Origin of the sequence: Vibrio sp. S457-15, assembly GCF_000960545.1 — a bacterium.
Taxonomy (GTDB): Bacteria; Pseudomonadota; Gammaproteobacteria; order Enterobacterales; family Vibrionaceae; genus Vibrio; species Vibrio parahaemolyticus.
On record NZ_JYOQ01000028.1, the window covers coordinates 74,035 to 94,703 of the forward strand.

Below are 20,669 nucleotides of genomic sequence, written 5' to 3' on the forward strand. Positions count from 1 at the left end.
GCATAAGCAGTGGAAATACATCATGTCAGATATTTTATCCTCATTGGCTTACCTCACAGGCAAGCCAGTCGCATCAGCAAAAATTAAAGCGCAACCAGAACACTTTCAGGTTCGCGAAGATTTGGGTTTTGCCTTCACGGGAGAAGGTGAACACTTAATGGTGCGCATTCGAAAAACAGGTGAGAACACCAGTTTCGTCGCTAACGAGCTAGCGAAAGCTTGTGGTGTTAAGTCTAAAGACGTTAGTTGGGCAGGCCTGAAAGATCGCCATGCAGTAACCGAACAGTGGCTAAGTGTTCATCTGCCTAAAGGTGAGACTCCAGATTTTTCGACATTTTTGGCGCAATACCCAAGTATTGAAATTCTGGCGACCGATCGACACAACAAAAAACTGCGTCCTGGTGACTTAATCGGGAACGAGTTTGTGGTTACCTTGTCTGAAGTGACAGATATGGCGGATGTAGAGCAACGCCTTGAAAAAGTTAAACAAGTTGGTGTGCCAAACTACTTTGGTAGCCAACGCTTTGGTAACGATGGAAATAACCTTGACGAAGCCCGTCGTTGGGGACGAGAGAACGTTCGTACGCGTAACCAAAACAAACGCAGCATGTACCTGTCTGCCGCGCGTTCATGGATCTTCAACCGCATCGTTTCTGCTCGTCTAGAAAATGGTGTGTTTGATAAATTCATCGATGGTGACATCGCACAGACATCACAAGGATTGTTGGCTGTTGATGCGAATAACCTTGCTGATATGCAAAACAAGCTTGCATTGAGTGAAGTTGAGATTACTGCCGCTTTAGCGGGTGATAATGCGTTACCGACCCAAGCTGATGCACTTGCATTAGAACAGCCATTTATTGATGAAGAACCTGATTTAATGGTTCTAATCCGTGGGAATCGTATGCGTCACGATCGTCGTGAAATCGCACTCAAACCAAAAGACTTAGCTTGGAACATTGAAGGTAACAATATTACGTTGACCTTCTCACTCGATGCAGGCTCTTTTGCCACATCCATTGTTCGTGAGTTGGTGAATGAGGTCAAAGTAGAAAGAGAATACTAATGGAACTGGATTCACTAAATACAAAACCTTTAAGAATTCTAATTAGTAATGACGACGGTGTGCATGCTCAAGGAATTCACGCGTTAGCGGATGAGCTGAGAAGCATCGCGGAAGTGATCATTGTTGCCCCAGACCGAAATCGTTCTGGTGCATCAAACTCATTGACTTTGGAACAGCCTCTGCGAGTCTCAGAAATTGCCCCTAATACTTATTCGGTTCAAGGGACACCGACAGATTGCGTTCATTTTGCTCTAAATGAGCTGATGAAAGATGACCTGCCAGATCTTGTATTATCTGGCATTAATCATGGTGCAAATCTGGGGGATGACGTTCTGTACTCTGGTACCGTCGCTGCTGCAATGGAAGGGCATTTTCTTGGCGTGCAGGCCATTGCGTTTTCACTGGTTGGTAAACGTCATTTTGAGTCGGCTGCTAAAATTGCTCGACAGTTGGTTGAGCAACACTTGGCAGCGCCAATCCCAACCAACCGTTTGTTGAACGTGAATGTACCTGACTTGCCTCTCGAGAGTCTTGGTGAAATCGAAGTTACCCGTTTAGGTGCTCGTCATCACGCAGAGAATATGATCAAGCAGAAAGATCCGCGTGGGCATGATATCTATTGGTTAGGGCCTCCGGGGAAAGAACAAGATGCGGGTGAAGGTACCGACTTTTATGCGATTGAGCATGGTCGAGTTTCTATTACCCCACTGCAAGTAGACCTCACGGCTCATGAGTCTCTGCGTGCGATGGATAGTTGGTTGAAGGAAGAGAAGTAATGAGTAACCCACATGCTGACAGGTTGATAGCGTTTCTTATCTCCAGTGGCATCAAAGATCAACGCGTTTTGGATGCAATGCATTGTTTACCGAGAGAGAGCTTTGTTTCTCAAGCGATGATGCACCAAGCCTACGATAACAATGCGCTACCGATTGGTCAGGGACAAACTATTTCTCAACCTTACATCGTCGCTCGCATGACCGAGCTGCTTGAGCTTCAACGTGCTAGTAACGTTTTGGAAATCGGAACCGGTTCTGGGTACCAAACGGCAGTTTTAGCACAAATCGTTGACCATGTTTATTCCGTTGAACGCATCAAATCTTTGCAATGGGAAGCGAAACGTCGTCTTAAGCAACTTGATATCTACAATGTCTCGACGAAGCATGGTGATGGCTGGTTAGGATGGGAAACGAAAGGTCCGTTTGACGCCATCATTGTTACCGCTGCTGCAGAAGTGATTCCCCAAGCGCTTCTCTCACAGCTAAAAGATGGCGGTAAAATGGTGATTCCTGTCGGAGATGCTGAGCAGCAACTACTTAGAATTGAACGCAAGGGTGACGAGTACCTTTCTACCGTTGTGGAAATGGTTCGCTTTGTTCCTCTTGTCGCGGGTGATTTGGCTTAAGGATCTGAGGTTAGGTGAGTAAGTTACTGCGTCATATTGGTATTAGCTTTGTATTAGCTGCGGGACTCGTTGGTTGTGCGGCTCACTCACCTGCGCCTGTTTCCAGCCTAAAGAAGGATTATTCGAGCGTTGAGCGTGGTAGTTATAGAGGGAGTTACTACGAAGTAAAGAAAGGTGACACACTTTATTTCATTGCTTACGTCACAGATAAAGATGTAAATGATCTTGTACGTTACAACGAACTCTCTCAGCCTTACACCATTTATCCAGGTCAAAAGCTAAAACTTTGGGCTCCGAAATATGTCGCGCCAAAATATGGCCAAAAAGTTGAACCCGTTGTAGTACCTGTAGTTACAACGACACCGCCTCCAGTGGTGAAGCCAACGACGACGACAAAGCCTGTGACTTCAAGTAAAAACTCTAGTCAAAAGCCTACAACAACTCCGACTAAAGTAGCACAAAAAGAGCCGCCAAAGAAAGTTGAACAAACCAAAGCAAAGGAGTATGTTGGTTCAAAAGATAACCAACCTACTAAACCGAAGCCGCCAACAACGACGGTACAAAACGACAAAGTATCGAAGTGGTTGTGGCCGACAAAAGGGAGAGTAATCAAGAACTTCTCGGCGGGAGAACAGGGAAATAAAGGCATTGACATCGCAGGACAGCGTGGTCAGCCTATCGTTTCAACCGCAGCCGGCACGGTCGTTTATTCGGGTAATGCGCTAAGAGGTTATGGCAACCTAATTATAGTGAAGCATAACGACAATTATTTAAGCGCATACGCACATAACGACAAACTGCTGGTAACAGAAGGTCAGAGTGTAAAAAGCGGACAGAAAATTGCGACCATGGGTAGTTCAGGCGCAAAATCCGTCAAGCTGCACTTTGAAATTCGCTACCAAGGTAAATCAGTGAATCCAAAACGCTATTTACCGTAAGACTTTGAAAAACAACTTGCGAAATCATTTAGCGACATATTGAGTTGTCATGTCTTGCTAACTCGCCAGGGGGAGGCGTTATGAGTATCAGCAACACAGTATCCAAAGTTGAAGAGTTTGAATACGACAATGCGTCAGAGACGACCATTGATAACGAACTCGGAAAATCATCATCTACTACCGAAGGCAAAACAGCTGTCCGTGAAGAGTTTGACGCGAGCAGTAAAAGCCTAGACGCAACTCAATTGTATCTAGGTGAAATTGGCTTCTCACCTCTACTTACTGCTGAAGAAGAAGTCCTTTACGCCCGCAGAGCATTGCGCGGTGATGAAGCGGCTCGTAAGCGTATGATCGAAAGCAATCTACGTTTGGTGGTGAAAATTTCTCGTCGATACAGCAATCGCGGTCTTGCACTACTTGATCTTATAGAAGAGGGTAACCTCGGGTTGATCCGCGCGGTTGAAAAATTCGATCCAGAACGAGGTTTCCGTTTCTCAACTTACGCAACATGGTGGATCCGTCAAACGATCGAACGTGCGTTGATGAACCAAACTCGCACCATTCGCTTGCCTATTCATGTCGTGAAAGAGCTGAACATTTATCTGCGTACTGCGCGTGAACTTTCTCAAAAGCTCGATCATGAACCAACGGCAGAAGAAATTGCTGCTCAACTAGATATACCAGTAGAAGATGTCAGCAAAATGCTGCGTCTTAACGAGCGTATTAGCTCCGTTGATACCCCAATTGGTGGTGACGGTGAAAAAGCGCTGTTGGATATTATCCCTGACGCAAACAACTCTGATCCAGAAGTGTCGACTCAAGATGATGACATCAAATCGTCTTTGATCCATTGGTTGGAAGAGTTGAATCCAAAACAAAAAGAAGTACTTGCACGCCGTTTTGGTTTGCTTGGTTATGAGCCGTCTACGCTTGAAGAAGTGGGACGAGAGATTGGTCTTACTCGTGAGCGTGTACGTCAAATTCAAGTGGAGGGTTTACGTCGACTTCGTGAAATTCTAATTAAACAAGGCCTAAATATGGAAAACTTGTTTAACGTCGAAGACGATTAATACTAAGCTTTCTCGAAACACTAAGGGCTATGGATAACCATAGCCCTTTTTCTGTTTTAGGGGAGATTAGATATTCTCGTTAAAGCATTTTCTTCAAACGATACAGCTCTTCAAGGGCTTGACGAGGTGTTAAGTCGTCTGGATCGATGTTTGATAACGCTTGTTCAATTTCGCTAGGTTCAGGGATTAAGCTGAGCTGATTTGCTATATCCACAGTGCTTGGACGAGGCGAGTCGCTAGCTTGGCCGAGTTGCTCTAGTTGAGACAGTTTAGTACGAGCATTTTTGATGACCGTTTTAGGTACGCCAGCTAAGCCCGCAACCGCCAAGCCGTATGATTTGCTTGCGGCGCCTTCTTGAACAGCGTGCATGAAAGCAATGCTGTCGCCATGTTCTACCGCATCTAGGTGAACATTTGCTAAGTTTGGTAGCAAGTTCGGTAATTCGGTTAGTTCAAAATAGTGCGTAGCGAAAAGTGTCATCGCACCAATTTGTGTTGCAAGCCATTCGGCACTTGCCCATGCCAATGAAAGACCATCGTAAGTACTGGTACCGCGACCGATCTCATCCATTAACACCAAGCTGTTCTTGGTTGCGTTGTGGAGAATGTTGGCCGTTTCTGTCATCTCTACCATGAAGGTTGAACGACCTGATGCCAAGTCATCTGAAGCACCGATACGAGTAAAGATGCGATCCAATGAGCCAATTTGTGCTGATTCCGCAGGTACATAAGAGCCGATGTGAGCCATCAACGCAATTAGCGCAGTTTGGCGCATGTAGGTTGATTTACCCCCCATGTTTGGACCCGTGATGATGAGCATTTTACGGCTTGTGCTTAATTCTATTGGGTTAGCAATGAACGGGTCCGAGGTGACTTGCTCTACTACCGGGTGGCGACCTGCTTGAATGTGAATACCTGCGTCTTTAACTAGAGTAGGGCGGCAATAATCCAATGAGTCTGCGCGTTCTGCTAGGTTTTGTAACACGTCCATCTGTGAAACGGCAGAAGCTAGGTTTTGCATTTGTTCAAGATGAGGCATCAGCAAATCGAACAGCTCTTCCCACAGTTTTTTCTCTAGTGCGAGTGCTTTTGATTTTGAGTTCAGAACTTTGTCTTCATGCTCTTTAAGCTCAGGAATAATGTAGCGCTCTGCATTTTTCAGAGTTTGGCGACGCACGTAATGTGGCGGCACCAAATGGCTTTGGCCACGGCTTACCTGAATGAAGAACCCATGTACGGCGTTGTAGCCAACTTTCAGCGTATCGATGCCATGACGCTCGCGTTCATCCGCTTCGAGCTTTTCTAGATACTCGGTTGCACCATCAGCGAGCTTGCGCCACTCATCCAATTCTTCGTTATAGCCTTCTGCAATCACACCACCATCGCGGATCACTACCGGCGGGTTTTCTTTGATAGCACGCTCAAGAAGTTCACATACCTCATCTATTGGCGCAGCAAATTGAGCCAACTTCACTAGGTATGGATGAGTTAAGGATGCAGTGAGCGATTCTAGTTCAGGAAGTTGTTGCATGGCATGGCGTAGGCGAGCCATATCACGTGGACGAGCAGAACGTAGAGCAAGACGCGCTAAGATACGTTCAATATCGCCAATCTGTTTTAAAGTTGGCTGAAGATCGGTAAATAAGCCTTGATCTTTAATTTCACCAATCGCATCCAGACGGTTGTTTAGCGTATCAATACAACGCATCGGTTGATGCAGCCAACGCTTTAACATGCGGCTGCCCATCGGGGTTGAGCAATGGTCGAGAACTGCGGCGAGTGTATTGTCCGTGCCGCCAGCTAAATTTTGGGTGATTTCTAGATTGCGACGCGTAGCTGCATCTAAAATTACAGAGTGATCTTGGCGATCAAACGTTAGTGAGCGGATATGTGGTAGAGCAGTGCGTTGTGTGTCTTTTACGTATTGGATCAAACAACCTGCGGCGCACAAACCAAGAGAGGCGTGCTCAACACCAAAACCGACAAGATCACGGGTGCCAAACTGCTGGTTCAGCTGTTGTTTGGCTGTATCTAGTTCAAACTCCCATACAGGGCGACGACGGTTACCGTTACGGTTCGACATCAAGTGGACTGGCTCGAAATCTTCAGGGAACAACAACTCACGCGGTGCGGTGCGTTGTAGTTCCGCCATCATGGCTTCTTCGGTTTCTGGCTCCGTTAATTGAAAACGGCCAGAAGTAACGTCTAACGTCGCATAACCAAACTTGCCGTTGTGATGGTAAATCGCAGCGATTAAGTTATCGAGACGTTCAGAAAGCAGTGCCTCATCGGTTACGGTGCCTGGCGTGACAATGCGTACTACTTTACGCTCAACAGGACCTTTGCTCGTCGCAGGATCCCCAATTTGTTCACAGATTGCGACTGACTCACCAAGCTGAACTAGTTTCGCGAGATACCCTTCCACTGCATGGAATGGCACTCCCGCCATAGGAATAGGTTCTCCGGCCGATGAACCGCGCTTGGTTAATGAAATATCAAGCAGTTGAGACGCTCGTTTCGCGTCATCATAGAAGAGTTCGTAGAAATCGCCCATGCGGTAGAACAGCAAAATTTCTGGGTTCTCAGCTTTTAGCTTGAGATATTGCTGCATCATCGGAGTGTGTTTTTGTTCAGCTTTCACAGGTAAGTTCTTTTGTTTATTTCCGTAGCGGCTTAGGATACGTGAATCCCTATCAAGTAAAAAGAGACAAAGGGCATTTTGGCTATGGAAAAAACAACAAAATTAAGTGCTGATTTAGGTGTGTTACTTGCGCGACATGGGCATGTGCTGACCACAGCAGAGTCCTGTACTGGCGGTGGCGTTGCAGCCGCAATTACTGATATTGCAGGTAGCTCCGGTTGGCTTGACCGCGCTTTTGTTACGTACAGTAATGAGGCCAAAATGGAGATGCTTGGAGTGCAGTTTCAAACACTCGAAGCGTATGGCGCAGTGAGTGAGCCGGTTGTAATCGAAATGGTGCAGGGGGCATTAAAACATTCCAATGCAACAATTGGGGTGTCTATCAGTGGCATCGCTGGTCCTGGTGGTGGCAGTGAGGAAAAGCCGGTTGGAACGGTGTGTTTTGCCTTTGCAGATAATCAGGGGTGGCAGTTAGTAGAAACCATGCATTTTTCTGGAAATCGAGCAGAAGTTCGCGAACAAGCGGTGATTCATGCATTGAGTCAATTGCACCAACACTTAATCTAGATTTTTTGGAACTGCGTAAGCCCAGAGAAAACAAGGGCTAGAGAAAACTGCACGATATTGTGAGCCAAATTTTTTTCATACAGGTATAGACACTGTATGAATCAACAGTATAATGACTTTTATTGCTGAGCAGAACTTCTGCTTAAGAAAAATGAATTACTATTCGTCGCCCAAAGAAGATGAATAAATCGGAGAAAGTAATGGACGAGAACAAACAGAAAGCGCTCGCCGCTGCGCTAGGTCAAATTGAAAAGCAATTCGGTAAAGGCTCTATCATGCGCCTTGGTGATAACCGCGCAATGGATGTAGAAACCATTTCAACGGGTTCGCTTTCTCTTGATATCGCTTTGGGTGCTGGTGGTCTACCAATGGGTCGTATCGTTGAGATTTACGGTCCAGAATCTTCAGGTAAAACAACACTAACTCTTGAACTTATTGCTGCTGCGCAACGTGAAGGCAAAACTTGTGCGTTTATCGATGCAGAGCACGCTTTAGATCCTGTATATGCAAAGAAACTTGGCGTTGATATCGATGCACTATTGGTATCTCAGCCAGACACTGGTGAGCAAGCTCTAGAGATTTGTGATGCATTAGCTCGCTCTGGTGCAATCGACGTAATGGTTGTTGACTCTGTTGCTGCTCTAACACCTAAAGCTGAGATCGAAGGTGAAATGGGCGACAGCCACATGGGTCTCCAAGCTCGTATGCTTTCTCAAGCAATGCGTAAGCTTACAGGTAACCTGAAACAGTCTAACTGTATGTGTATCTTCATCAACCAAATCCGTATGAAGATTGGTGTGATGTTCGGTAACCCTGAAACGACTACTGGCGGTAATGCGCTTAAGTTTTACGCTTCTGTTCGTTTAGATATCCGTCGTACTGGCGCAATCAAAGAAGGCGACGAAGTTGTAGGTAACGAAACGCGTATCAAAGTGGTTAAGAACAAGATTGCAGCACCATTTAAAGAAGCAAACACGCAAATCATGTATGGCCAAGGCTTTAACCGTGAAGGTGAGTTGATTGACTTAGGCGTGAAGCACAAGCTAGTAGAAAAAGCGGGTGCTTGGTACAGCTACAATGGCGATAAGATTGGTCAAGGTAAAGCAAACGCTTGTAACTACCTGCGTGAGCATCCAGAAATCGCGAAAACAATCGATACCAAACTGCGTGAAATGCTACTTTCTCCAGCTCAACCAGAAGCACCTACTGCCGGTGAGAAGCCTGAGCAAGAAGAAGAGTTTTAATCTTCTGATAGACTAAAACAAAGCCCTGCGTTGCAGGGCTTTGTTGTATTTGTCGAAATCAAAATCGAAGAAATTTAAGGCAAACGAAAAGCCTGTACAGCTAAATTACCTTTAGGATCACTATGTACCAAAAGCGACAAGCACCGACGCTATCTAGCAAAGAAGCCGCGATTCAGTTACTTAGTCGTCGAGATCATGGCTTATATGAGCTCCATCAAAAGCTTGCGATGAAAGGCTATGAAGAGGCTGATATTGAAGCTGCGATTAACTTTTGTTTAGAACACAATTATTTGGATGACTTGCGTTACGCCAAAAGCCAAGTGCGTCAACACGTTTACAAAGGTCATGGTGAGCGTCGTATTCGCCAAGAGCTTAACCAGAAGCGCGTTGCAGAATCTGTCATTGAACAAGCAATGGCAGAAGAGCCCCAAGATTGGTTTGAATTGGCAAAGTTGGCAGCAGAGAAGAAATTTAAAGGAATAAAGGCCAAAGACCAGAAAGAGTACGCTAAACAGGTTCGTTTCTTACAATATCGCGGCTACAGTTTTGACCAAATTAGCTATGCGTTAAGCTTTGAAGACGAAGATTAGGCGTGAATTATTCACGCTGATTTTTGTTTTGCTTCAAATTTTTTCTTCTACCCCCTCTTTTCCGCAAGAAAACTAGTCTCAGCTGATTGCATGATCTACAATACGGCAAAATTCTAACTCGACTATTTTCAGGAAGAGCTGCATGTACATGAGCACTGACGAGGTTCGTAACGCGTTCCTCAAGTTCTTTGAAAGCAAAGGACACCAAATCGTAGAAAGTTCATCGTTAGTTCCACATAACGACCCAACCCTGCTGTTCACAAACGCAGGTATGAACCAATTTAAGGATTGTTTCTTAGGCTTGGAAAAACGAGCCTATACTCGAGCGACTACGGCTCAACGTTGTGTACGTGCTGGCGGTAAACACAACGACCTGGAAAACGTGGGCTTTACAGCTCGTCACCATACTTTCTTTGAAATGCTAGGTAACTTCAGCTTTGGCGATTACTTCAAAGAAGACGCGATTTCATTCGCTTGGGAATTTCTAACAGACGTTCTTAAGCTGCCTGCAGACCGTCTATTGGTGACCGTTTACGAAACTGATGACGAAGCATTCGATATCTGGAACAAGAAAGTAGGTGTTCCTGCAGATCGCATCATCCGCATTGGCGACAAGAAAGGTGGCAAACCATACGAGTCAGACAACTTCTGGCAAATGGGTGATACTGGTCCTTGTGGTCCATGTACTGAAATCTTCTACGATCACGGTGAGCACATCTGGGGTGGCCGTCCTGGCACACCTGAAGAAGATGGTGACCGTTTCATCGAGATCTGGAACAACGTATTCATGCAGTTCAACCGTCATGCTGATGGCACGATGGAACCGCTACCAAAACCGTCGGTAGATACAGGTATGGGTATCGAGCGTATCTCTGCAATCATGCAAGGCGTTCACTCGAACTACGAAATCGACGTATTCCAAGCTCTTATCAAAGCAGCCGCAGAAGTGATCGGTTACGAAGACCTATCAAACCAATCGCTACGCGTTATCGCTGACCACATCCGTTCATGTTCATTCCTGATTGTTGATGGTGTTATGCCTTCAAACGAAGGTCGTGGCTATGTTCTACGTCGTATCATTCGTCGTGCTGTTCGTCACGGTAACAAGCTAGGTGCGCAAGGTGCATTCTTCCACAAATTGGTTGGTGTACTAGCTGACATCATGGGCACTGCAGGTGAAGAACTGAAACGTCAGCAAGCTGTCGTAGAAAAAGTACTGCGTATCGAAGAAGAAAACTTCGGTCGTACGCTTGAACGCGGTATGGCGATTCTAAACGAAGCGCTAGATAACTTAGATGGTAAAGTGCTCGACGGTGAAACCGTATTCAAACTTTACGATACTTACGGCTTCCCAGCTGACTTGACTAACGACGTTGCGCGTGAACGTGAGTTCGCGATTGACGAAGAAGGCTTCGAGAAAGCAATGGAAGAGCAGCGTCAGCGTGCGCGTGAAGCGGGTCAGTTCGGTACAGACTACAACGCAGCAATTAAAGTTGATACACAAACTGAATTCTGTGGCTACGTTGGAACAAAAGGCTCTAGCTCAGTGGCTGCAATGTTCGTTGAAGGCAACGAAGTGGATTCTCTATCTGCTGGCGACAAAGCGATCATTGTGCTTGGTGAAACCCCATTCTACGCTGAGTCAGGCGGTCAATGTGGTGATGCGGGTGAAATCCGCACTGAAGCTGGTGTATTCCGAGTAGAAGATACTCAAAAGTTAGGCAACGCAATCGCACACCACGGTGTTATGGCGGAAGGTGTTCTAGCGAAAGGCGATGAAGTCGCTACTATCGTTGACGCAGAACGTCGCGCAGCTATCTCTCTAAACCACTCAGCAACGCACTTGCTACACGCCGCACTTCGTCAAGTTCTTGGTGAGCACGTGACGCAAAAAGGCTCTTTGGTTAAAGCAGAAAACCTACGTTTTGACTTCTCTCATCTAGAAGCGGTAACGGCGGCAGAGCTAAAAGAAGTTGAACGTCTAGTGAACGCGCAAATTCGTCGCAACCACGTTATTGAAACCAACGTGATGGACATTGAGTCTGCGAAGAAGAAAGGCGCAATGGCACTATTTGGCGAGAAGTACGATGATGAAGTACGCGTACTGTCTATGGGCGATTTCTCTACAGAGCTTTGTGGTGGTATCCACGCTTCTAACACTGGCGATATCGGCTTATTCAAGATCACCTCTGAGAGCGGCATCGCGGCGGGCATCCGTCGTATTGAAGCAGTAACAGGTGAAGCAGCTCTAGATGCGATCGAAGCTCAAGCAGCAAAATACGAAGAGAAACTAGCAGAATCTGCACAAAAAGCGAAAACGCTAGAAAAAGAACTTCAGAAGCTTAAAGACAAGATGGCTGCTGCTGAAAGCGCAAACATCATGGGTAAAGCAGTGGAAGTAAACGGCACGAAAGTACTGGTTGCTGCACTAGAAGGCGCAGATAGCAAAAACCTACGTACAATGGTTGACGACATCAAGAACCAAATGGGCTCAGGTGTTGTGCTTCTAGCAAACGTAACTGATGACAAAGTTGGCTTGATTGCTGGTGTGACGAAAGATCTGGTAGGCAAAGTTAAGGCGGGCGACCTCGTTAAAATGGTTGCAGAGCAGGTTGGTGGTAAGGGCGGTGGTCGCCCTGACATGGCGCAAGCTGGTGGTACTGATGTGTCAGCATTACCAGAAGCGATCAAAACTGTTCAGCCTTGGCTAGAAGAGCGCTTATAAGCATTACATAACGAATTTACGCTCAATCAAGTTTCTTTGATTGGGCGTAATTTTTTTACGGTAACCAAGTGGTTTAATTGACCGAAAAATAACCAGGTCATTTAAGCTGCTTGGTTTTTGTTGTAACTACCGCTTATATAATTTCAACTAGTGGAATATAAGTGGTCCGAATGAGACTTTGGTCTTGGGAAGGTGAAGACTGGTGAAAAAGCCCCTTATCGTGCAAAAGTTTGGTGGAACCTCCGTGGGTTCAATTGAAAGAATCCACCAGGTCGCTGAACACATCATTAAGGCGAAAAATGATGGTAATCAAGTTGTCGTAGTTGTGTCTGCAATGTCAGGCGAAACAAACCGACTAATGGACCTAGCGAAACAAGTAGATAGTGTTCCTACGGCTCGAGAACTTGATGTTTTGCTCTCTGCTGGTGAGCAAGTGTCAATGGCGTTATTGGCGATGACACTCAATAAACTGGGCTATGTAGCTCGCTCACTTACCGGAGCACAAGCGAACATTGTGACGGATAATCAACACAATGACGCGACGATTAAACATATTGATACCTCAACGATTACGGATTTACTTGAACAAGATCAAATCGTCATTGTCGCAGGTTTTCAAGGTGTGAATGAAAATGGGGATATCACCACATTAGGTCGAGGCGGCTCTGATACGAGCGCCGTGACGCTTGCAGGCGCATTGCGCGCTGACGAGTGTCAAATCTTTACCGACGTTGATGGTATTTATACTTGTGACCCACGTGTAGTGAAAAATGCTCAGAAAATGGCGGTCATTGACTTTCCTTCAATGGAAGCAATGGCAAGTCGAGGAGCAAAAGTTCTACATTTACCTTCTGTGCAGTTCGCATGGAAGAATAATGTACCGCTACGCGTGCTTTCGACCTTTGAAGTTAATGAAGGCAGTTTGGTTAAGGGGGAATCAGGCCATCAAGCCGTCTCTGGTATAGCCATTCAACGTGACCTTGCCATTATTGAAGTCGATAAAGAACATTTATCTAGTGCTACAAAACAATGTCAGATGTTAGGCATAGACATTTGGAATGTGATCGAGGAAACAGAACGAACAGGTATCATGATAAAACAAGAAGCATGTGCCAAGTTCGATCTGGTGTTCAGCGATAAAATCCGTAATAGTGAAGCTGTAAGCCTGTTAACCGCTGTAGGGCTTGAAGTCAATGGAATGGTGGAACATGCATGCGGTTTGTTGGCTCAGCAAGATATTGCGATCAATTTCTGCGCAACGAATGCACTCACTATGATGCTGGTATTGCCACCTGAGAGTGTGGATACAGCAGCAAACATTCTTCATGATGCTTACATTACGTCTAGTGAAGCATTGAACATTCAGCAAAAACATGCCTTTTTAGGCTGATTTTCCGTGACAAGGTAGTTTACGAAAATATAACTTTTGTTGGATAATAGCTTTGTAGCAAGAAAATTTAGAGATTACTCAAGGAGCAAAGAATGCTAATTTTGACTCGCCGCGTAGGCGAAACACTTATGATTGGTGATGAAGTGACTGTAACTGTACTAGGTGTTAAAGGTAACCAAGTACGTATCGGTGTTAACGCTCCGAAAGAGGTTTCAGTTCACCGTGAAGAAATCTACATGCGCATTCAGGCTGAAAAAGGCAATGGCAACGTTGCTTCAGGTAACTACTAAGTCGCTCCTGTTTACAGAGCTTAGTTTGAATGAAAAAGGCTAGCCGATCGGCTAGCCTTTTTAGTTTCTGATAAATGTCATTTTTTAAGAGAAGATTCTCTTTTTTTCATCATAATAGAGTGATAAGGTTTGTTTTATAGTCACTTTGATTAAATCCGCATCGGTTAAGCGTTTTTTGCGTTTTTTTTCAAAGAAAGTGTTTGACATATTTTCGGTAAAACGTAATATGTGCCTCCGCAAGACGGTGAGGTGGCCGAGAGGCTGAAGGCGCTCCCCTGCTAAGGGAGTATACGGTTTATCCCGTATCGAGGGTTCGAATCCCTCCTTCACCGCCATTCTTGCAACGTTGATTTATCAACAAAAAGTGCGTCCTTAGCTCAGCTGGATAGAGTACCTGGCTACGAACCAGGCGGTCGGAGGTTCGAATCCTCCAGGACGCGCCATATCTCTTTTGAGATATAACAATGAAAACGGTGAGGTGGCCGAGAGGCTGAAGGCGCTCCCCTGCTAAGGGAGTATACGGTTTATCCCGTATCGAGGGTTCGAATCCCTCCTTCACCGCCATTCATTGACTGGCCCGATGGCCTTTTTTTTGTTTCGCAAGAAATGAATGTGATTTACTTCACAACTTCCTAGCAAGAAGATCTGCGCGTCCTTAGCTCAGCTGGATAGAGTACCTGGCTACGAACCAGGCGGTCGGAGGTTCGAATCCTCCAGGACGCGCCACTATTTAATAATTCGTTTGATAAACGGGTTATACAAAGTAAAATAAAGATTATTGCGCGTCCTTAGCTCAGCTGGATAGAGTACCTGGCTACGAACCAGGCGGTCGGAGGTTCGAATCCTCCAGGACGCGCCACTCTTTAGGGTTTCCTTGTGAACTCCTGATATTGGTAACACTGATATCGAAAACTGCGCGTCCTTAGCTCAGCTGGATAGAGTACCTGGCTACGAACCAGGCGGTCGGAGGTTCGAATCCTCCAGGACGCGCCACTTTTTAGGGTTTCCTTGTGAACTCCTGATATTGGTAATACTGATATCGAAAACTGCGCGTCCTTAGCTCAGCTGGATAGAGTACCTGGCTACGAACCAGGCGGTCGGAGGTTCGAATCCTCCAGGACGCGCCACTCTTTAGGGTTTCCTTGTGAACTCCTGATATTGGTAATACTGATATCGAAAACTGCGCGTCCTTAGCTCAGCTGGATAGAGTACCTGGCTACGAACCAGGCGGTCGGAGGTTCGAATCCTCCAGGACGCGCCACTCTTTAGGGTTTCCTTGTGAACTCCTGATATTGGTAATACTGATATCGAAAACTGCGCGTCCTTAGCTCAGCTGGATAGAGTACCTGGCTACGAACCAGGCGGTCGGAGGTTCGAATCCTCCAGGACGCGCCACTTATCAAAAAGCCTCGCTTATGCGAGGCTTTTTTTGTATCTGAAAAACAAACACTCACTACTTATTCTCTAGTCTGCGCTGTCAAAGTAGGTTTCTTTTCTTATCTGATTGAACTGCAATGTCACTTTGCGTATCTAGTCAATCATCTCTAATAATTCATCATCGGTGCTCCATGCTTTCTTCGTTTCCAGCAAAATGATGACTAGCGTGATTTAAATAAAATATGTTAATCACATGTTGTAATAGTGTTTTTGTTTTGATCTTTGCTCCTATCTTTTTGTTTTAATAGTTCTTTCTTTTAATCTCACTTGTTTTGTTTTGAAATCTTAATCGCAGTTTTCTCGTGCTCTTTGAATTAACCTGTTTATATATTGAGCATTCGTTCTAACTCGATGGTTTAGGTTTGAATTGTGATCTGGGTAGTGAATAAATAATCAATTATGGAGATTATTTAAATCCTTCCTTAAACAAAATTGACAAAATTTAACCAATCGAGATAATCCATTGGTCGGGATTTGACGCTAATAAAGTCCTGCACGTTGTCAGGATGACAAAGAAAGGAAGCAACATGACGAATATAGGAAGCCTGCTAGTAGATGCGGCCACCCTTATGGTTACGGGGATGGCGGTCGTATTTATTTTCCTCACCATTCTTGTTTATCTCGTTCGGCTATTGTCGAAACTGGTACCAGAAGAAGTACCAGAGCCGATCGCAGCACCAAAAACAAATACCAAAGTTCAATCAACCTCTTCAGCTGTTAGTCCACAAGTAGTGGCAGCGATTTCAGCGGCGATTCATCAACATCGCGCTTCAATCGCGAAGTAGCCGAATATAGGATTAAAAAGGAGTTTAAGAGCATGTCTAAACCACTAGCTATTACCGATGTGGTCCTTCGAGACGCCCATCAATCACTGTTTGCTACGCGTATGCGTATCGAAGATATGCTGCCTATCGCAGCTGAGTTGGATAAGATTGGATACTGGTCCCTAGAAACCTGGGGTGGTGCAACGTTTGATTCGTGTATTCGATTCCTTGGGGAAGACCCTTGGGAGCGTCTACGTGAGTTGAAAAAGGCGATGCCAAATACACCAATGCAAATGCTACTTCGTGGTCAAAACCTTTTAGGATATCGCCATTATGCTGATGACGTAGTAGAGAAGTTCGTTGAGCGTGCTCATGCCAACGGTATGGATGTATTCCGTATCTTTGATGCGATGAACGATGTTCGCAATTTCCAAAAAGCGGTGAAATCGGCGGTAGATGTTGGCGCTCATGCGCAAGGCACCCTGTCATACACAACAAGCCCTGTTCACAATACGGATACTTGGGTTGATTTAGCAAAGCGTTTGGAAGATCTCGGTTGTCATTCTCTGTGTATCAAAGACATGTCTGGCTTGCTAAAGCCTTACGAAGCGCAAGAGCTAATCACACGCATCAAAGCCTCTTGTGATGTACCACTGGCACTCCACTGCCATGCAACCACTGGTCTTTCTACCGCTACGGCAATCAAAGCGGTAGAGGCTGGTATCGACATCCTCGATACGGCTATTTCTTCGATGAGCTGTACTTACGGGCATACCCCGACAGAAACGGTTGTAGCAATGCTGCAAGGTACTGAGCGCGACACCAACCTGAAACTTGATCAACTAGAACCTATTGCAGCTTACTTCCGTGAAGTACGTAAGAAATACGCGAAGTGGGAAGGGCAACTAAAAGGCGTGGATTCCCGTATCCTTATTGCTCAAGTGCCAGGTGGTATGTTGACGAATATGGAAGGTCAGCTAAAAGAGCAGGGTGCAGCGGATCGTATCGACGAGGTGCTAGAAGAAATCCCACGTGTACGTGAAGATCTTGGCTTTATTCCTCTCGTAACACCGACGTCTCAGATCGTTGGTACTCAAGCCGTCATTAACGTACTGACCGGCGAGCGCTACAAGAGCATCACTAAAGAAACCGCTGGTGTTCTCAAAGGTGAGTACGGTGCCGCTCCTGCGGCAGTGAATGCCGATCTACAAGCTAAAGTCCTTGAAGGTAAAGATCCAATTACGTGTCGTCCTGCTGATTTGTTAGAGTCAGAAATGGAAGCTCTCACGGTGGATTTAATGGATAAGGCTCAATCTGAAGGCATTAAGCTTGCGAGTGAACGCGTTGATGACGTACTTACTTATGCGTTGTTCCCTCAAGTTGGTCTGAAGTTCCTTAAAAACCGTGGTAACCCTGATGCTTTTGAACCAGCACCTACATTGGAAAGTGCAAAACCAGTTGCAGCGCCTGCGGCTCCAGTCGCGTCTGGTAGCGTAGAAACTTACAGTGTTCGCGTTGATGGACAAGTCTACGAAGTTGAAGTGGGGCCAAAAGGACAATTGACTTCTGTGACGCCAAGTTCAGCTTCTGCACCAGTGGCCGCTCCCGTTGCTCCTGTGACGGCAAATGCGGAATCGGTTCCTGCACCGCTTGCAGGAAACATCTTTAAAGTGAACGTTCAGCCGGGTGCTGAAGTCGCGGAAGGTGATGTCCTACTGATCCTTGAAGCAATGAAGATGGAAACGGAAGTTCGTGCAGCTCGCGGTGGTATCGTTCAAGAACTGAACGTAAAAGAGGGTGATGCCGTTACCGTTGGTGCACCTCTTCTCAGTTTGGCGTAAGGGAGTATCATGGACGGATTGATGACCTTATGGTCAGAAACAGGGATCGCTAACTTTGAGTTTGGCCAAATCTGCATGATGCTGGTTGGCTGTACGCTGTTGTTTTTAGCGATTCGTAAAGGCTTTGAACCATTACTTTTATTGCCAATTGGCTTTGGCGCTATCTTAGCTAACATTCCTAATGCGGGCTTCACTGAGCCGGGCGGTTTGTTGTACTACGTCTACTATATCGGGATCGAATCGGGAGTTTTCCCATTGTTGATCTTTATGGGCGTTGGTGCGATGACGGACTTTGGCGCATTGATCGCGAACCCTAAAACACTTTGGTTAGGGGCGGCAGCGCAGTTTGGTATTTTTGCGACCTTGTTTGGGGCGATTTTGCTTAACTTTGTGCCAGGGATGGAGTTCTCGATGGCAGATGCATCATCGATCGCCATCATCGGTGGTGCTGATGGTCCAACGGCGATCTTCTTGGCCAGCAAGTTGTCGCCAGACTTATTGGGGGCGATTGCGGTAGCGGCATACAGCTACATGGCATTAGTTCCGATCATTCAACCGCCAATTATGAAAGCGCTGACTACCAAAGAAGAGCGTGAAATCAAAATGGCGCAGCTTCGTCATGTTGGTAAGTGGGAAAAAGTGTTCTTCCCGATGGCCGTGCTGTTGATGACGATTCTGTTCCTACCTTCTGCGACGCCATTGGTTGGTATGTTCTGTCTCGGTAACCTGATGCGTGAAGCGGGTGTAGTGGATCGTTTATCGAAAACTGCACAAAATGAACTGATCAATATTGTGACTATCTTCTTGGGTTTAGGGGTTGGCTCGAAACTGCAAGCTGACCAGTTCTTAAACTTGGAAACATTAGGCATTCTTGGTCTAGGCGCTGTGGCGTTCAGTATCGGTACAGGCGCAGGTGTGCTCATGGCTAAGCTTCTCAATAAGTTCTCAGAAGAGGACATCAACCCACTCATTGGCGCGGCAGGGGTGTCTGCTGTACCTATGGCAGCGCGTGTGGTGAACAAAGTCGGGCTTGATGCAAACCCTCAAAACTTCTTGTTGATGCATGCGATGGGACCAAACGTAGCTGGCGTACTTGGCTCCGCGGTAGCGGCAGGTATTCTGTTGGCCTTGGTTGGATAAAGACTCTTGTAACACGTAAATACAGTTATCGTGTTGAAGATAAAATTATCAACCAATTTACATGCTTGCCATTAACTTGGTTAAACAAAATGGTTTATAGTCAAAGGGATGCTCCGGCATCCCTTTTTTATTTGTCCCTCAGGGAGTGAGTTATGGAACATAAACAGATTGTTATCACTGAGTTTGGCGACGCCAATGTTCTGGCGATTCAAAGCGCTGAAACTCCGATCCCTAAGTCTGGCGAAGTGCTGGTCAAGGTGCATTATGCTGGCGTGAATCCTATCGATGTCAAAACACGAGCGGGACTTGGCTGGGCAGCTTCCCAGAATAAAGACAAACTGCCTTGGGTGCCAGGTTACGATATTTCTGGGAAAGTCGCCTCTTGTGGTACTAAGACTTCTCGCTTTGCTGTGGGAGATGAAGTGGCTGGTTTTATTGGCTTTCCTCTCCAAGGTGGTGGTTATAGCCAATATGTTTGTGTTCCGGAGTCGGAGTTAAGTCACGTGCCAAGTTCGGTCACGCTAGAAGCGGCGGCGGTTTTACCATTGGCAGGGCAAACCGCTGCTCAAGCATTAAGCAAAGCGAATGTCAGCGAATGCGATAGAGTATTAATTCTCGCAGGAGCGGGTGGCGTAGGGCACTTAGCGGTGCAGATTGCTGTGGCGACAAAAGCCGAAGTGTTTACCACCTGCAGTGAACGAAATTTAGACTACCTCGCCACACTTGGCGCTCATGCAGTGAACTATCAATTTGCACCAGTGTCAGAACGTGTTGAAGGCGTTGATGTTTTAATTGATTTGGTTGGTGGCGATGCGGCTCTAGATGCTCTCAAGTGCCTAAAAGACAATGCCCGCGTGATCACGGTACCAACGATTAGCGCTGAATTAATTTGTGACAAGGCCAAGCTATTAGGCTTCGAGGCAAGCGGTATGTTGGTTGAGCCAGAACCTTCACAGTTAGACACGTTGTTGTACATGGTAGGTGTGGGATTACTTAAAACAGAAGTGCAACACATTTACCCAATGACTGAAGTTATCGCCGCACACCAACAAGTGGAATCGGGGCGAACGAGAGGCAAGGTATTACTTGATATGACATGCTAGACGCATTCAATTCAGCTTTTGAACATTTAGCCCTTTGGTTTTCTGATTCAGCATTGTGGGTGCTTTTTTTAACGGGCTTTCTGAGCGCCACCTTACTGCCTGGTGGCTCTGAAGCTGGGCTGATAGCAACTCTCTCACTCAATCAATATGCGGTTTCTTCTATTCTATTGGTTGCCACAATAGGTAATACGCTTGGTGGCTTAACCAATTACTGGCTTGGGTTATGGATCCCCAATAAAACCCAAGAAGAAAAACATGGTCATACCGCTTTAAAGTGGCTAGCAAAATATGGCTACTGGGGATTATTTTTCAGTTGGTTACCAATTATTGGTGATCCGTTGTGTCTCGCGGCTGGATGGTTAAGGATGAAATTTCTGCCGTGTGTGATTTTAATATTTTTAGGAAAAGCCGCTCGGTACAGCTTGTTGGCGGCCATTTATCTCGGATTATTTTAAGGAAAG

The 20,669-nt window shown here is 46.0% G+C and carries 17 protein-coding genes and 9 tRNA genes; 25 read left to right on the plus strand and 1 reads right to left on the minus strand.

Features of this window, described 5'->3' with window-relative positions; translation table 11 throughout:
• The first annotated feature begins 22 nt into the window (after positions 1–22).
• The 5 genes from truD (at position 23) to rpoS (ending at position 4,476) form a co-directional block, all read left to right on the plus strand.
• Positions 23–1,066, plus strand: coding sequence for a tRNA pseudouridine(13) synthase TruD (gene truD, locus UF05_RS03205; RefSeq protein ID WP_045545346.1), 1,044 nt, complete (start codon positions 23–25; stop codon positions 1,064–1,066).
• A complete protein-coding gene (gene surE / locus UF05_RS03210) occupies positions 1,066–1,842 on the plus strand; it encodes a 5'/3'-nucleotidase SurE (RefSeq protein WP_005478553.1) in 777 nt (258 codons plus the stop codon). The genes truD and surE overlap by 1 nt, the downstream gene beginning before the upstream one ends.
• Positions 1,842–2,468: a protein-L-isoaspartate(D-aspartate) O-methyltransferase gene (locus UF05_RS03215; protein ID WP_005455562.1), complete on the plus strand. Its 627-nt coding sequence runs from the start codon at positions 1,842–1,844 to the stop codon at positions 2,466–2,468. Before surE ends, UF05_RS03215 begins: the two co-directional genes overlap by 1 nt.
• A 14-nt stretch (positions 2,469–2,482) precedes the next feature.
• A complete protein-coding gene (locus UF05_RS03220; RefSeq protein ID WP_005455560.1) occupies positions 2,483–3,406 on the plus strand; it encodes a peptidoglycan DD-metalloendopeptidase family protein in 924 nt (307 codons plus the stop codon).
• 80 nt (positions 3,407–3,486) lie between these two features.
• Entirely contained in the window at positions 3,487–4,476 is a 990-nt protein-coding gene (gene rpoS, locus UF05_RS03225; protein ID WP_025632114.1) for an RNA polymerase sigma factor RpoS, read from the plus strand.
• 79 nt (positions 4,477–4,555) lie between these two features.
• On the opposite strand, the gene mutS is transcribed toward rpoS, so the two are convergent.
• The gene (gene mutS, locus UF05_RS03230; protein WP_045545345.1) at positions 4,556–7,117 is read right to left on the minus strand and encodes a DNA mismatch repair protein MutS; all 2,562 of its coding nucleotides are present in this window, start codon (positions 7,115–7,117) and stop codon (positions 4,556–4,558) included.
• Positions 7,118–7,201: 84 nt separating this feature from the next.
• Here mutS and pncC point away from each other — a divergent pair, with 84 nt between their 5' ends.
• From pncC to UF05_RS03330, 20 genes are all read left to right on the plus strand, one after another.
• Positions 7,202–7,684, plus strand: coding sequence for a nicotinamide-nucleotide amidase (gene pncC, locus UF05_RS03235; RefSeq protein ID WP_021450025.1), 483 nt, complete (start codon positions 7,202–7,204; stop codon positions 7,682–7,684).
• Between the two features lie 200 nt (positions 7,685–7,884).
• Entirely contained in the window at positions 7,885–8,928 is a 1,044-nt protein-coding gene (gene recA / locus UF05_RS03240; RefSeq protein WP_023623298.1) for a recombinase RecA, read from the plus strand.
• A gap of 122 nt (positions 8,929–9,050) precedes the next feature.
• Positions 9,051–9,518: a recombination regulator RecX gene (gene recX, locus UF05_RS03245; RefSeq protein ID WP_005455548.1), complete on the plus strand. Its 468-nt coding sequence runs from the start codon at positions 9,051–9,053 to the stop codon at positions 9,516–9,518.
• 142 nt (positions 9,519–9,660) lie between these two features.
• The gene (alaS, locus tag UF05_RS03250; protein ID WP_005455546.1) at positions 9,661–12,243 is read left to right on the plus strand and encodes an alanine--tRNA ligase; all 2,583 of its coding nucleotides are present in this window, start codon (positions 9,661–9,663) and stop codon (positions 12,241–12,243) included.
• Between the two features lie 202 nt (positions 12,244–12,445).
• Positions 12,446–13,633 carry an aspartate kinase gene (locus UF05_RS03255; RefSeq protein ID WP_045545344.1) on the plus strand — a complete coding sequence of 396 codons (1,188 nt, stop codon included), beginning with the start codon at positions 12,446–12,448 and terminating at the stop codon, positions 13,631–13,633.
• Positions 13,634–13,725: 92 nt separating this feature from the next.
• Positions 13,726–13,923, plus strand: coding sequence for a carbon storage regulator CsrA (gene csrA, locus UF05_RS03260; protein WP_004415691.1), 198 nt, complete (start codon positions 13,726–13,728; stop codon positions 13,921–13,923).
• A 243-nt stretch (positions 13,924–14,166) separates the two neighbouring features.
• A tRNA-Ser gene (locus UF05_RS03265) sits at positions 14,167–14,258 on the plus strand.
• 31 nt (positions 14,259–14,289) lie between these two features.
• A tRNA-Arg gene (locus UF05_RS03270) sits at positions 14,290–14,366 on the plus strand.
• 29 nt (positions 14,367–14,395) lie between these two features.
• Positions 14,396–14,487: transfer RNA gene (locus UF05_RS03275), tRNA-Ser, on the plus strand.
• 85 nt (positions 14,488–14,572) lie between these two features.
• Positions 14,573–14,649 (plus strand) — tRNA-Arg (locus tag UF05_RS03280).
• 56 nt (positions 14,650–14,705) lie between these two features.
• Positions 14,706–14,782 (plus strand) — tRNA-Arg (locus tag UF05_RS03285).
• A gap of 57 nt (positions 14,783–14,839) precedes the next feature.
• A tRNA-Arg gene (locus tag UF05_RS03290) sits at positions 14,840–14,916 on the plus strand.
• A 57-nt stretch (positions 14,917–14,973) separates the two neighbouring features.
• Positions 14,974–15,050, plus strand: a tRNA-Arg gene (locus UF05_RS03295).
• 57 nt (positions 15,051–15,107) lie between these two features.
• Positions 15,108–15,184 (plus strand) — tRNA-Arg (locus UF05_RS03300).
• A gap of 57 nt (positions 15,185–15,241) precedes the next feature.
• Positions 15,242–15,318: transfer RNA gene (locus tag UF05_RS03305), tRNA-Arg, on the plus strand.
• A gap of 569 nt (positions 15,319–15,887) precedes the next feature.
• Positions 15,888–16,145: an oxaloacetate decarboxylase subunit gamma gene (locus UF05_RS03310; protein WP_005493951.1), complete on the plus strand. Its 258-nt coding sequence runs from the start codon at positions 15,888–15,890 to the stop codon at positions 16,143–16,145.
• 32 nt (positions 16,146–16,177) lie between these two features.
• A complete protein-coding gene (gene oadA, locus UF05_RS03315) occupies positions 16,178–17,965 on the plus strand; it encodes a sodium-extruding oxaloacetate decarboxylase subunit alpha (RefSeq protein WP_025442243.1) in 1,788 nt (595 codons plus the stop codon).
• A 9-nt stretch (positions 17,966–17,974) separates the two neighbouring features.
• Positions 17,975–19,105: a sodium ion-translocating decarboxylase subunit beta gene (locus tag UF05_RS03320; protein WP_005462536.1), complete on the plus strand. Its 1,131-nt coding sequence runs from the start codon at positions 17,975–17,977 to the stop codon at positions 19,103–19,105.
• A 152-nt stretch (positions 19,106–19,257) separates the two neighbouring features.
• Positions 19,258–20,208, plus strand: a complete 951-nt coding sequence (locus UF05_RS03325; protein ID WP_024703540.1) for an NADP-dependent oxidoreductase — start codon at positions 19,258–19,260, stop codon at positions 20,206–20,208.
• Positions 20,202–20,663 (plus strand): YqaA family protein, encoded by a 462-nt coding sequence (locus UF05_RS03330; protein ID WP_005462564.1) that lies wholly within the window; start codon positions 20,202–20,204, stop codon positions 20,661–20,663. Before UF05_RS03325 ends, UF05_RS03330 begins: the two co-directional genes overlap by 7 nt.
• Positions 20,664–20,669: the final 6 nt, after the last annotated feature.